Source organism: Rhodococcus rhodochrous (assembly GCF_900187265.1).
Lineage (GTDB): Bacteria > Actinomycetota > Actinomycetes > Mycobacteriales > Mycobacteriaceae > Rhodococcus > Rhodococcus rhodochrous.
In genome coordinates this window covers 2,930,942-2,944,562 of the sequence record NZ_LT906450.1, presented here as the reverse complement: position 1 = coordinate 2,944,562, position 13,621 = coordinate 2,930,942, and the positions used below count along the sequence as shown (strand labels likewise).

The following is a 13,621-nucleotide window of genomic DNA, read 5'->3' as shown; positions in this document are numbered from 1 at the left end:
TACCTGTCGGGTGGTCCCACCACCGACGAGCAGCAGGACGGAGGCATCGCGATGAGCGAGATGCGGATAGTAGGGATTCGTATCGAACAGCCGCAGAACCAGCCTGTCCTCCTGCTGCGGGAGGTCGACGGCGATCGGTATCTGCCGATCTGGATCGGGCAGAACGAAGCGACCGCCATCGCCCTCGAACAGCAGGGGGTCGAACCGGCGCGGCCGCTGACCCACGACCTGATCAAGAACCTCCTCGAGGCGTTCGGTCACAACCTGCGCGAGGTGCGCATCGTCGACCTGCGCGAGGGGACGTTCTACGCGGATCTGGTCTTCGACGGAGGGATGCGCGTGTCCTGCCGGCCCTCCGACGGGGTGGCGGTGGCCTTGCGCATCGGCGCACCGGTCCACGTCGAGGAACCGGTACTCACCGAGGCGGGACTGGTCATGCCCGACGAGCGGGAGGACGAGGTCGAGAAGTTCAAGGAGTTCCTCGATTCCGTCTCGCCCGACGATTTCAAGGCGACGGACGGCTGAAACGCCGTCCGTTCGCACGGCGGCGAGCGTTGACGCGCGCGTCGGCCGTAACAGTAGTAATGTCGAACGTTGCCTTCCGGTCGGCGTGTTGCAGCCCAGCGCCCAACACCGGAGCGTACGCTGAGTTGATCCGCCAGGGATGACTCGGTGAGCCTGGGAGCGCTCGATGATCGGATGTGGTCGGGGGGATCCGCCAATCGATCGTTGCGAGGCAGAACTGGGCGCGCGAGAGGGAGTCAGTAGTGCGAGATCGGACGAAGGGACAGCCACTCGGCGTCGATTCCGGCGATCGCTCGAATCCGGCGCCGCGGACGAACGAGACCGACGAGATCCAACCGGGCCTGTTTCCGGACAACTCGGTGCCCGACGAGCTCGTCGGCTACCGGGTGCCCATCGCCTGCCAGATCGCGGGTATCAGCTACCGCCAGCTCGACTACTGGGCCCGCACGAATCTGGTCGTACCGTCCATCCGCGGGGCTGCCGGTTCCGGTAGCCAACGGCTGTACTCGTTCAAGGACATCCTCGTCCTCAAGATCGTCAAGCGCCTGCTCGACACCGGCGTTTCGCTGCAGAACATCCGCGTCGCCGTCGACCATCTCCGCAGCCGTGGGGTGGGCGACCTCGCGAAGATCACTCTCTTCTCCGACGGCACCACCGTCTACGAATGTACGTCGCCCGAAGAGGTCGTCGACCTGCTGCAGGGCGGGCAGGGCGTCTTCGGGATCGCGGTGAGCGGCGCGATGCGCGAGCTCACCGGCAGCATCGCCGATTTCCCCGCCGAACGCGCCGACGGTGGCGGCGTCGAGGAACGCCCCGAGGACGAACTGGCGTCGCGTCGCCGCGAACGCATCAACCGCCGCATCGGCTGACCACACCACCGATCATCTCTGCTGATTCAGCTCTACCGCCTGCGGCACTTTCCGCACCTGCGGTATTTCGACCCCCGCGACGTGTTCTAGACTCGAAGACGCGTCGCCATCACGCGGGAGAGACCCGGACACCGAGCCGGGCGCCGAAGGAGCAGCACCTCCCCGTCAATCTCTCAGGCAACCGGGACCGCGTGAGCTCCGACGTCTCTGGAAAGCGGCGGGAGCACCCGCCCGCCCACGGGGAAAGGCTCTGGCCGGCCGAATCTCTCAGGCGCTCGCTCCGCGAGCTCACGACAGAGGGGGAGGAACCACCTCGCGCGACCGCGCGCACGTGGACCTCGCCGACCAGCCCGGGAGCTGCGATGACAGATGCCGTCACCTCGAACTTCGCCGATCGCCACATCGGCCCCGACACCGCCGGCCTGAACCGGATCCTCGACGTCGTCGGAGTCGATTCCCTCGACGCCCTCGCCACCGCCGCGGTGCCGGCCGCCATCCTCGACGACCGTGCGGACAACGTGCCGACCGGCCTCGACGTCCTCGACGCGCCCCGCTCCGAGCACGACGTACTCGCCGAACTGAAGGCACTGGCGTCGCAGAACACCGTGGCGACGTCGATGATCGGTCACGGCTACTACGACACGCTCACGCCGCCCGTGCTGCTGCGCAACATCATCGAGAACCCCGCCTGGTACACGGCCTACACCCCCTACCAGCCGGAGATCAGCCAGGGACGCCTCGAGGCGCTGCTGAACTTCCAGACCATGGTCGCCGACCTGACCGGCATGGAGATCGCGAACTCGTCGATGCTCGACGAGGCCACCGCCGCCGCCGAGGCGATGACCCTGCTGCGCCGCGCGAACCGCAAGTCCAAGAGCCCGCGCGTGGTCGTCGACGCCGACCTGTTCACGCAGACCGCCGCGGTGCTGGCGACCCGCGCCGAACCGCTCAACATCGAGATCGTCACCGTCGACCTCGCCACCGACGGACTGCCCGAGGGCGAGTTCTTCGGTGTGATCCTGCAGGTGCCCGGCGCCTCGGGCCGCATCATCGACGCTGCTCCGATCATCGCGGCGGCCCACGACCGCGGGGCGCTCGTCGCCGTCGGCGCCGACCTGCTGGCCATGACCCTGATCACCCCGCCCGGGGAGCAGGGCGCCGACGCGTGCTTCGGCACCACCCAGCGGTTCGGTGTGCCGATGGGCTTCGGTGGGCCGCATGCCGGCTACCTCGCCGTCGGCAGCGCTCATACCCGCACCCTGCCCGGCCGTCTCGTCGGTGTCTCGGTGGACGCGGACGGCAGCCCGGCCTACCGCCTCGCGTTGCAGACCCGTGAGCAGCATATCCGCCGCGAGAAGGCCACCAGCAACATCTGCACCGCCCAGGTGCTCCTCGCCGTGCTCGCGGCCATGTACGCCTCGTACCACGGAGCCGAAGGCCTCACCGGCATCGCCCGCCGCGTCGCCGGGCACGCCCGTCGTCTCGCCGACGGTCTACGCGCCGGCGGCGTCGAGGTGGTGCACGACGAGTTCTTCGACACCGTCCTGGTGCGCGTCCCGGGGCGGGTCGATGCCGTGCTCGCCGCCGCCCTCGAGGCCGGCATCAACCTGTACCGGGTCGACGACGATCACGTGTCGATCTCGTGCGACGAGGCGACCACCGCGGCGCATGTCGACGCGGTCCTGGGTGCCCTCGGTGTCACCGCCGGTGAGGCCGCCGAGGGAACGGCGCTGCCGCAGGCCCTTGCTCGCACGAGCGAGTTCCTGCAGCACGAGGCGTTCACTCGCTACCGCACCGAGACCGCGATGATGCGGTATCTGCGGCGTCTGTCCGACAAGGATCTCGCCCTCGACCGGACGATGATCCCCCTGGGCTCGTGCACGATGAAGCTCAACGCTGCCGCCGAGATGGAGGCCATCACCTGGCCCGAGTTCGCGGGTCTGCATCCCTTCGCTCCGGCGGACCAGACGGCCGGCATCCGCCGTCTCATCGCCGACCTGGAGGGCTGGCTCGCCGCGGTGACGGGTTACGACGCCGTGAGCCTGCAGCCCAACGCGGGCAGCCAGGGCGAGTACGCGGGCCTGCTCGCGATCCGCCACTACCACCTCGACCGTGGCGACACCGATCGGGACATCTGCCTGATCCCGTCGAGCGCGCACGGCACCAACGCCGCGTCCGCCGTGATGGCGGGCATGCGTGTCGAGGTCGTCGCGTGCCGCCCGAACGGCGACGTCGATCTCGACGACCTGCGTGCCAAGATCACCGACCACGGTGCGCGTCTGGCCGCGATCATGATCACCTATCCGTCGACGCACGGTGTCTACGAGCACGACATCGCCGACATCTGCGGTGCGGTGCACGACGCCGGCGGTCAGGTGTACATCGACGGCGCCAACCTCAACGCTCTCGTGGGTCTGGCGCGGCCGGGCAAGTTCGGTGGCGATGTGAGCCACCTGAACCTGCACAAGACGTTCTGCATCCCGCACGGTGGCGGCGGTCCGGGTGTCGGCCCGATCGGTGTCCGCTCGCATCTGGCCCCGTATCTGCCGGGTCACCCGGCGGAGCCGGGACTCGGGGGAGCGGGACCGGTCTCGGCGGCACCCTACGGGTCGGCGTCGATCCTGCCGATCACCTGGGCGTACATCAAGATGATGGGTGCCGAGGGACTGCGTCGCGCGTCGCTGACGGCGATCGCGTCGGCGAACTACATCGCGCGTCGTCTCGACGAGTATTTCCCGGTGCTGTACACGGGGGAGACCGGCATGGTCGCCCACGAGTGCATCCTCGATCTGCGGCCGCTGACGAAGGCGACGGGGGTGACGGTCGACGACGTCGCGAAGCGTCTGGCCGACTACGGTTTCCACGCGCCGACGATGAGCTTCCCGGTGGCCGGCACCCTCATGGTCGAACCCACCGAGAGCGAGGACATCGCCGAACTCGACGCGTTCATCGACGCGATGATCTCGATCCGTGAGGAGATCGACCGCGTCGGGGCAGGGGAGTGGCCGGTGGAGGACAACCCGCTGCGCGGGGCTCCGCACACCGCGGAATGCCTGGTGGGTGAGTGGAACCACCCGTACTCGCGGGAGATCGCGGTGTTCCCGATGGGGAAGAGCCGGGCCAAGGTCTGGCCGGCGGTGCGGCGTATCGACGGCGCTCACGGCGACCGGAATCTGGTGTGCTCGTGCCCGCCGTTGGAGGCGTACAGCGGCTGATGCCGGGGATGGCCGACGGACGGGTCCGTCGGCCATCTTCATCAGTGGCATAACTCCGGACCAGACGGAAACCATAGAAATACCGAATTACCCCCCCGCTTCAGCACCAATCTCACTAAGCCCAGGAGAACGGGACGTCAGTTCGCGGCGGTCAGCTCGAGGATGGAGACCTCCGGTGGGGTGCCCACCCGCACGGGCGGTCCCCACGCGCCGGTGCCCTGGGACGTGTAGATCTGCGTGTCGCCGAAGCGGTCCAGTCCGGTGACAGTGGGGTTGGCGAGGGAGACGAACGGTCGCAGCGGCCACATCTGTCCGCCGTGGGTGTGCCCGGAGAGTTGCAGGTCGACTCCGAGCTCGCGGGCCTCGTCGATGTGCCGCGGCTGGTGGGCGGCGAGGATCACCGGGGTACCGTCCGCGATACCGTCGAGGGCGGCGGGCATGTCGGGGTGGTGGGGTTCGGTGGCGGTGTAGTCGTGGACGCCGGCGAGCGCGACGACGTCGCCGTCGCGCTCGAGGACGACATGTTCGTTGCGCAGGGTGCGTACACCGAGCGTCTCCCAGTGGTTCAGCCACGATTCGGCGTCGTCGGAGTAGTACTCGTGGTTGCCGCTGACGCCGTACACCCCGAGCGGGGCCTGCAGCTGCCGGAGCGGTTCGAGATCGGAGCCGACGAGTTCGACGGTGCCGTCGGCGAGGTCGCCGCCGAGCACGATCAGGTCGGGTTGCTCCTCGGCGACGAGGTCGACGACACGTTGCACGAAGTCGGCTCCGCGGGCGGGTCCGACGTGCAGGTCGGTGACGAGCGCGATGCGGGTGCCGTCGAAGCCGGCGGGCAGGTCCTGCAGGGCGACGGGCACAGTGACGATCCGCGGCCGGTCGGCCTCGATCGTGCCGTATCCGACGGCGGCGACCGCGGCCACGACGAGCACGGCGGTCGCGATACGCAGCCTCTGTCGCGGGGTCTCGACGGTGCCGTCGTCGGTGGTCGGCCGGGGTTGCCCGCGTCGGGTGAGGCGGGCGACGAGCAACCCGACTCCGATGAGCAGGAGCCCGAGCATCAGGTACAGCACCACCGCCAACCAACTCCAGCCGAGGAACCCGATGGGGCGGGCCCAGGCAGGATCGAGCACCGTGCCCACCCCGGAGGCGCCGAGCGTGAGCACGAACAGGACGACGAGGACGAGGTCGGCGGCGAGTGCGGCCGGTCGCGGCAGGCCGGGTGCCCGGACGAGTCGTCGATGCAGCAGATAGGTGAGGAGGGCAAGGAAGACCCCCACGACGAGAAGTCGGAGCACGTCAGGACGTCAGCTTTCGGAGGAGGTCGGTGAGATCGGCCGGGTCGGTGGTGTCGACGACGGTGAGGCTGCCGTCGGTGGCTTCGGCGGCCTGCTCGAGGACGGGGTCGGTGCGGTCGCCGAGGACGACGACGTCGATCCGCACGGGGGTCTCGGGGGACGAGAGTTCATCGATCGCGGCGCGCAGGTCGCGGGCGGCTGCTTCGTCGGGGTCGTCGCTGTCGACGACGACGAGTACGGAGTTCGGTCGGCCCGGGTCGTAGTTGTCGACGGCGTCGCGGTAGGCGGCGGTGAGAGTGGCATAGACGGGTTCGCGGTCGACGAGATCGATGTCGTCGAGGATCGAGGACATCGCCGCGCGCTTGGCTGCGGTGAGCCCGTCGCGGATGACGGCGACGCGGTGTCCCTCGGGAGTGTCGGCGAAGACGTACATGCCCATCACCGAGTTGATGGAGGCGCGACGCATGGCCTCGCGCAGGGCGCCTGCGGTCGCGGTGAGGCGGGTGCCGTCGCCGGCGGAGGTGCCCATGGAGGTGGAGGTGTCGACGACCATCGTGACCTTGCGCGGGGACACCGGGGCGAGACGCAGTGCGACGAGGACGTCGTCGACGGTGGGGTCGGCGGGGGCGAGGACGGTGTCGACGCGGGGCAGCGGAAGTTCCCCGGCGGGTTCGGGGACGGCGTCGGCGGTGCGGAAACCGTGGGCGGTGAGGATGCCGGCCTGCTCGGGGCGCCGCGCGTAGTCGGTGAACTCCGCGGCGGCGCGGGCGAGCGTCTCGTCGACCCAGGGGGCGTCGACGACGGCCGTGGGGAAGTCGACGACGGGCGCGACGCCGATCGGCAGGTGGCCGGTGAGGCCGCGGACCTGCCCGTCTGTGAGGGCGCGGTGCAGTTGCTGTTCGATGACCGGCACGGCGTGGATCGGGGCCGCGGTGTCGGGGTGGGCGCCGAGCGCCGCGAGGGTGTCGGCGGTGGTACCGACCGCGCCGAGGGTGTCGGCGCCGAGGGCGAGGGTGCTCACGGCGGTGATGGCGGCGGGGGTGGCGGCCTGTTCGAGGGTGACCGGTCCGGCGCCGATGCCGGTGGTGGCGGCGGTGACGGCTTCGAGGGCGAGGGTGGTGGCGTGGGTCTCGGTGCCGGTGGGCAGGGCGAGGCCGAGGGTGCCCCAGATGTCGAGTCCGCTCTCGCGCATGGCGGCGGGGTCGTTCTGGAGTCGGGGCAGGTCCTGCCAGCGGACGGTGGCGGTGGTGAGGGCGCGGCCGAGGTCGGTGGGGACGGCGAGCACGACCGGGGAGGTGGCGAGGGATCGGGGGGTGCCGTCGATGGCGTCGGCGGCGCGGGCGCTCATGCGGGTGTCGAGGGGTACCCACAGGGCGGGTTCGGGGCCGAGCGCCGGGTCCCAGGTGTCGGTGCCGAGGGTGTCGGCGGCGGCGAGGCTGTCGACGGCGGTGATCTCGGCCGTGACGCAGTGGTCGCGGATGACGCGGACGCCGCCGTCGGTCCATTGTTCGGCGAGTTCGGTGAGGGCGGGGGTGATGAGGGGGTCGGCGGCGATGTGCAGGACGGTGTCGCCTTCGACGCAGGTTTCGGCGGCGGCGGTGGCCTGGTTGTCGATGTTGTCGCGGAGGCGGAACCAGCCGAGGACGGCGAGCAGGGCGAGTACTACGCCTACGGCGACCACGATGACGCTGGTGCTGATTCCTCGTCGTCCGCTGCCGCGATGTCGCCCGCTCACGTCGTGTCCGCCTCGTTTCGTTCGTCGATCCGATGGTCGAGTCTAGTGAGGGGCCGGATGTGATCCGGCTCCGCCGCGCGGTGCGGGGACGGGCAGGGCCCCGATCCGGTGTGGATCGGGGCCCTGTGGTGTCGGTGTGCGGGTCAGGCGTACTTGGCCTTGTACTCGCGGCGACGGCGGTGCAGGATCGGCTCGGTGTAGCCGCTGGGCTGCGTGGTGCCTTCGAGGATGAGTTCCTTGGCGGCCTGGAAGGCGATGCTGTCGTCGAAGTTCGGGGCGAGCGGCCGGTAGCCGGGGTCGCCTTCGTTCTGCCGGTCGACGACGGGGGCCATGCGCTCGAGGGAGGCGACGACGTCGTCGGCGGTGACGACGTCGTGGCGGATCCAGTTGGCGAGGAGCTGGCTGGAGATGCGCAGGGTGGCGCGGTCCTCCATGAGCGCGACGTCGTGGATGTCGGGGACCTTGGAGCAACCGACGCCCTGGTCGATCCAGCGCACGACGTAGCCGAGGATGGACTGGCAGTTGTTGTCGAGTTCCTCGCGCTTCTCCTCGTCGGACCAGTTGGGGTTCTCGGCGAGGGGGATGGTGAGAATGTCGTCGACGGTGGCGCGGCTCTTGCCCTTGAGCTCGTTCTGGACCGCGAAGACGTCGACCTCGTGGTAGTGGGTGGCGTGCAGGGTGGCGCCGGTGGGTGAGGGCACCCAGGCGGTGTTGGCGCCGGCCTTGGGCTGGCCGATCTTCTGCTCGACCATGTCGCGCATGAGGTCGGTCATGGCCCACATGCCCTTGCCGATCTGGGCCTTGCCCTGCAGGCCGCAGGCGAGGCCGGTGTCGACGTTCCAGTCCTCGTAGGCGGCGATCCAGCGCTGCTGCTTCATGGCGGCCTTGCGGACGACGGGTCCGGCCTCCATGGAGGTGTGGATCTCGTCGCCGGTGCGGTCGAGGAAGCCGGTATTGATGAACACCACGCGGTCGGAGGCGGCCTGGATGCAGGCGGCGAGGTTGACGGTGGTGCGTCGCTCCTCGTCCATGATGCCGACCTTGAGGGTGTTGGTGGGCAGGGAGAGGACCTCTTCGACGCGGCCGAACAGTTCGGTGGTGAAGGCGGATTCCTCGGGGCCGTGCTGCTTGGGCTTGACGATGTAGATCGAGCCGGTGCGGCTGTTGGCGAGCGGGCCGTGGTCCTCGTCGATGTGCAGGCCGTGGATGGCGCACAGGCTGGTGATGAGCGCGTCGAGGATGCCTTCGGGGACCTCGTTGCCGTCGCGGTCGAGGATGGCGGGGTTGGTCATGAGGTGCCCGACGTTGCGGACGAACAGCAGGGAGCGGCCGTGCAGTTCGAGGTCGCTGCCGTCGAGGGCGGTGTAGACGCGGTTCGGGTTCAGCTTGCGGGTGAGGGTCTTGCCGCCCTTGTCGAAGGATTCGGACAGGTCGCCGCGGTTGAGGCCGAGCCAGTTGCGGTAGCCGACGACCTTGTCGTCGGCGTCGACGGCGGCGACGGAGTCCTCGAAGTCCATGATGGTGGTGACGGCGGATTCGAGGACGACGTCCTTGACGCCGGCGGCGTCGGTGCTGCCGATGGGGGACTCGGGGTCGATCTGGATCTCGATGTGCAGACCGTGGTTGCGCAGCAGCACCGAGGAGGGGGTGGCCTTGTCGCCGAGATAGCCGACGAGCTTGTCGGGCTGGGCGAGTCCGGTGACGGTGCCGCCCTCGAGGGTGACCTTCAGTTCGGTGCCGTCGATGCTGTAGCCGGTGGAGTCGGCGTGCGAGCCCTGCGCGAGGGGTGCGGCCTTGTCGAGGAAGTCGCGGGCCCAGGCGATGACCTTGTCGCCGCGGACCTTGTTGTAGCCGGTGCCCTTCTCGGCGCCGCCCTCTTCGGGGATGACGTCGGTGCCGTAGAGCGCGTCGTAGAGCGATCCCCAGCGCGCGTTGGAGGCGTTGAGCGCGAAGCGGGCGTTGAGGACGGGCACGACGAGCTGCGGACCGGCGGTCTCGGCGATCTCGGTGTCGACGTTCTCGGTGCCGATGGTGAACGGTTCGGGGGCGGGGACGAGGTAGCCGATCTCTTCGAGGAAGGCCTTGTAGGCGACCGGGTCGTGGGGCTGTCCGGCGCGGTCGCGGTGCCAGCCGTCGATCTTGGCCTGGAGATCGTCACGCTTGGCGAGCAGTGCCCGGTTCTTGGGGGCGAGGTCGTGGACGATCTTGTCGGCACCCGCCCAGAAGGTATCCGCGTCGACCCCACTGCCGGGGATGGCCTCGTTGTTGACGAAGTCGTAGAGAACCTGCGCGATCTGGAGTCCGCCGACCTGCACGCGTTCTGTCATCACCCTCACTCTTTCCGGTTGCTGTGCGGCCGGAAACGTCCCGGCCGCACGGAATCGTCGATTATGTTACCCGCCAGTAGTAACGGACGCAGTGGTTCTGTGCGTCTGCAGGGCGGTACATCGATTCACCAGCTCTTCTCTCAGAGCTGCGGCGCGACGGGTGAGCGCCGACTGCTCGCGGACGTACTGTGCGCGTCCGGCGGCAGTCTCGATCCTGATGGGCGAGTAGCCGTAGTCCTCGAGATCATACGGGCTCGCCCGCATGTCCAATTCACGGGCTGCGGACGCGTGTCGCAGGCACCGCACCGTCAGCTCCGAATCGGTCAACGGCAGCAGCTTGTACGCCCACTTGTACAGATCCATGCCGGCGTGCAGGCAGCCGGGTTGCTCGCTGTGTACCTGCTGGTCGCGGGTCAGTTCGGTGGCGTTGCGTGGAACGGCGTCGGGGGTGAAGAACCGGAACGCATCATAATGGGTGCATCGGAGCTGCATTGATTCCACCACCGCGTCGGTCCCGGCGTGACCGAGCCGCAACGGCACCGACGAATGCCGCACCCCGCCGGCTCCCGCCCGGTACACCATCGCCCACTCGTGCAACCCGAAGCAGCCGAGCTGCGGCGGCCGGGAGGCGGTCGCGGTGAGCAGCCCGGCCACGAAGTCGACGGTGTCGGCGCGCCGGTCGAGCACCTCCCGGGCCACCCGCATCCCCGGCTGCCCGTCGACGGTGACCCGCTCGTAGCCGGGATGGTCGCGGTAGTCACGTGCCGCGGCCGCGCCGAGCAGCACGGTGCCGTAGCCGGGATGCCAGCGCCGCAGCTGACTCGGCCGCAGGCTGTAGTAGGTGAACAGGAAGTCGTGCACCGGATGGGCGCGGCCGGCGGCGCGTCGCTCGAGATGCCCGGCGAGCAGCTCGTCCACGACGGCGTGGTGCGCGTCGCGCCGCGCGGTCCACTCGGTCTCGGGGAGGACCACCGCGCGGTCGGTCACGGACGGGGAGCGGGTCATGGTTCTCGTTCGGTCGATCGGGGTGCGGTCGTGCGGGGGCGGTTGCCCAGCGGATCCGCGACCCGGTGGGTGGCGTCGCGGACCGTCCCGACGAACTCTTCCACGAGGTCCTCGAGCGCGACGATTCCCCGCAGTGTTCCGGTGGTGTCGATCACTCCGGCCAGATGCGCGTTGCTGCGGCGCAGCGCGGCCAGCGCCTCGTCGAGACCGTCGGCGATCCCGATGGTCGGCAGCGCCCGGATCGCCGCGGCGGGGATGAGGGTCTCGGGACCGGTGGACTGCTCCCGCACGAGGTCGAGCACGTCCTTGATGTGGATGTAGCCGGTGATCGTGCCGTCGGGTCGACGGGTGGGATACCGGGAGAAACCGGTGGTGGTGACCGCGTGCTCGACGTCGCCGAGCGTCGGGCCCGCATCGGTGTGCGGGACGGTGCGCACCCGAGCGAGCGGGATCATCACGTCGGCGACGGTGCGGTTGCCGGTGGCCAGGGCGCGGGTGAGGCGCTTGTGCTCCTCCTCGTCGAGCAGTCCTTCGGAGCGGGATTCGCCGATCATCTCGGTCAGCTCCACAGCGGAGACGGAGGTGTCGAGTTCGTCCTTCGGGTCGATGTGCGCCGCGCGGAGGGTGGCGTTGGCACACAGGTTGTAGAAGGCGATGACCGGCCGGGCGGGTCGCATGAACCACAGGTGGATCGGCACGAGCAGCATCGCGGCGCGTTCCGGGCCGGCGATGGCGATGTTCTTCGGCACCATCTCGCCGAGCAGGATGTGCAGCACCACCACGATGGTCAGGCCGATGGTGAACGCGATGGGGTGCAGCAACGCGTCGGGCACCCGGGCCGCGTGCAACGGCACCTCGATCAGGTGTGCGATGGCCGGTTCGGCGACGCGGCCGAGCAGGATCGAGCAGATCGTGATGCCGAGCTGGGAGCCGGCGAGCATGAGCGAGAGGTGTTCGCCGGCGTGGATGACGGTGCGGGCGCGGGTCTTGCCCTGGGCGAGCAGCGTCTCGAGCCGGTCGCGGCGGACGGTGATGAGGGAGAACTCGGCGCCGACGAAGAAGGCGTTGCCGGCGAGCAGCAGCACGGCGAGGACGATCCCGAACCAGTCGCTCATCGCTGCTCACCACCCTCGTCGGTGGCCGCGGTGTCGTCACTGTCGTCCATGCCGTGACTGTCGTCCCTGCCGTCGCCGTCGGGGTTCTCGGGGTCGGGGGCGGCGCCGGGTACGAGCAGCACCCGGTCGATGCGGTGCCCGTCCATCTCGAGGATGCGCGCGTACCAGGTGAGGTCGCGTTCGCCGCGGCGCAGCGGCAGCTGGATCTCGTCGTCGACCTCGGGGATGCGGCCGAGTTCGGTGAGGATCAGCCCGGCGAGGGTCTCGTAGTCGCCGTCGGGGGCGCGGTAGCCGGTGAGCTGGGCGAGCTCGTCGGTGCGCAGCAGACCCGTGCACGACCAGCCCTCTCCTTCGCGGTGGGCGTCGAGTTCGGTCTCGTCGTGTTCGTCGCGGACGTCGCCGACGATCTCCTCGACGAGGTCCTCCATGGTGATCAGTCCGGCGGTGCCGCCGTATTCGTCGACGACGAGCGCGACCTGCATGCCGTCCGAACGCACCCGTTCCATGACGGTGTCGCCGTCGAGGCTGGACGGCACGGTGGGTACGCGGCGGGCGAGGGCGCCGACGGCGGTGGTGCCGCGCGCCGGGCCGGGCACGGTGAACGCGTGCTTGACGTGCACGACGCCGAGCGGGGCGTCGAGGTCGCCGTCGACGATCGGGAAGCGGGAGTAGCCGGTGCGGGCGGACAGTTCGATGAGGTCGAGGACGGTGGCGTTGCGGTCGAGGCTCTCGACGGTGCTGCGCGGGGTCATGAGGTCCTCGGCGGTGCGGTCCCCGAACTGCAGGGAGCGGTAGACGAGGCGGGCGGTGTGCTCGTCGAGGGTGCCGCTGCGGGCCGAGGCGCGCACCAGCGAACCGAGTTCCTGCGGGGAGCGCGCCGAGCGCAGTTCCTCGGCCGGTTCGATGCCGAAGCGCCGCACGATGTGATTGGCGGCGCCGTTGAGTCCGAGGATCGCCCAGCGGAACAGCAGGGAGAAGGCCAGTTGGAGACCGGCGGTGGCGCGGGCGGTGCCCATGGGCCGGGCGATGGCGATGTTCTTGGGGACCAGTTCGCCGAAGACCATGGAGAAGGACGTGGCGATGAGCAGCGCGAGGACCAGCGAGGTGGTCGAGGCGACGGAGGTGCTCAATCCGATCGCGTCGAACAGCGGGGTGAAGAACTGCGCGAGGATCGGTTCGGCGAGATAGCCGGTGATCAGTGTGGTGATGGTGATGCCGAGCTGGGCGCCGGACAGCTGGAACGACAGGGTGCGGTGTGCGTGCTGGACCTGCCGGGCGCGACGGTCGCCGTCGTGGGCGTGCGCGTCGACGGCGCTGCGTTCGAGGGCGGTCAGGGAGAACTCGGCGGCGACGAACAGGGCGGTGCCTGCGGTGAGCGCCACGAAGCCGAGGAGGGCGACGATATCGAGCAGGACGGACATCAGGGGCGGTCCTGCCGGGCGGGGTGGAGGCCGGGGTGGTGACCCGGCCCGATAGAGGATCCTTCCGGCCCGGAGTCGCACTCCGTGCAGGGGGAGGAGGTGTCGGGCGGTGGG

The 13,621-nt window shown here is 69.6% G+C and carries 9 protein-coding genes and 1 riboswitch; of the genes, 3 read left to right on the top strand and 6 right to left on the bottom strand.

Annotated elements, in window-relative coordinates:
• Nucleotides 1-51: 51 nt before the first annotated feature.
• The 3 genes from CKW34_RS13510 (at nt 52) to gcvP (ending at nt 4,609) form a co-directional block, all read left to right on the top strand.
• Nucleotides 52-525, top strand: a complete 474-nt coding sequence (locus tag CKW34_RS13510) for a bifunctional nuclease family protein (RefSeq protein ID WP_059384135.1) — start codon at nt 52-54, stop codon at nt 523-525.
• A gap of 242 nt (nt 526-767) precedes the next feature.
• A complete protein-coding gene (locus CKW34_RS13505) occupies nt 768-1,394 on the top strand; it encodes a MerR family transcriptional regulator (protein WP_016694271.1) in 627 nt (208 codons plus the stop codon).
• Between the two features lie 104 nt (nt 1,395-1,498).
• A riboswitch (glycine riboswitch) is annotated at nt 1,499-1,594 on the top strand.
• Nucleotides 1,595-1,756: 162 nt separating this feature from the next.
• A complete protein-coding gene (gcvP, locus tag CKW34_RS13500) occupies nt 1,757-4,609 on the top strand; it encodes an aminomethyl-transferring glycine dehydrogenase (protein ID WP_059384136.1) in 2,853 nt (950 codons plus the stop codon).
• Between the two features lie 137 nt (nt 4,610-4,746).
• Here gcvP and CKW34_RS13495 read toward each other — a convergent pair whose 3' ends face one another.
• The 6 genes from CKW34_RS13495 to CKW34_RS13470 form a co-directional block, all read right to left on the bottom strand.
• Nucleotides 4,747-5,904, bottom strand: coding sequence for a metallophosphoesterase (locus tag CKW34_RS13495; RefSeq protein ID WP_059384137.1), 1,158 nt, complete (start codon nt 5,902-5,904; stop codon nt 4,747-4,749).
• Nucleotide 5,905: 1 nt separating this feature from the next.
• Nucleotides 5,906-7,639: a substrate-binding domain-containing protein gene (locus tag CKW34_RS13490; RefSeq protein ID WP_197700671.1), complete on the bottom strand. Its 1,734-nt coding sequence runs from the start codon at nt 7,637-7,639 to the stop codon at nt 5,906-5,908.
• Between the two features lie 143 nt (nt 7,640-7,782).
• Nucleotides 7,783-9,966 carry a malate synthase G gene (locus tag CKW34_RS13485; RefSeq protein ID WP_059384139.1) on the bottom strand — a complete coding sequence of 728 codons (2,184 nt, stop codon included), beginning with the start codon at nt 9,964-9,966 and terminating at the stop codon, nt 7,783-7,785.
• A 66-nt stretch (nt 9,967-10,032) separates the two neighbouring features.
• Nucleotides 10,033-10,971: a hypothetical protein gene (locus tag CKW34_RS13480; RefSeq protein WP_059384140.1), complete on the bottom strand. Its 939-nt coding sequence runs from the start codon at nt 10,969-10,971 to the stop codon at nt 10,033-10,035.
• Nucleotides 10,968-12,086 carry a hemolysin family protein gene (locus tag CKW34_RS13475; protein ID WP_059384141.1) on the bottom strand — a complete coding sequence of 373 codons (1,119 nt, stop codon included), beginning with the start codon at nt 12,084-12,086 and terminating at the stop codon, nt 10,968-10,970. Before CKW34_RS13475 ends, CKW34_RS13480 begins: the two co-directional genes overlap by 4 nt.
• Nucleotides 12,083-13,507 carry a hemolysin family protein gene (locus tag CKW34_RS13470; RefSeq protein ID WP_059384142.1) on the bottom strand — a complete coding sequence of 475 codons (1,425 nt, stop codon included), beginning with the start codon at nt 13,505-13,507 and terminating at the stop codon, nt 12,083-12,085. Before CKW34_RS13470 ends, CKW34_RS13475 begins: the two co-directional genes overlap by 4 nt.
• Nucleotides 13,508-13,621: the final 114 nt, after the last annotated feature.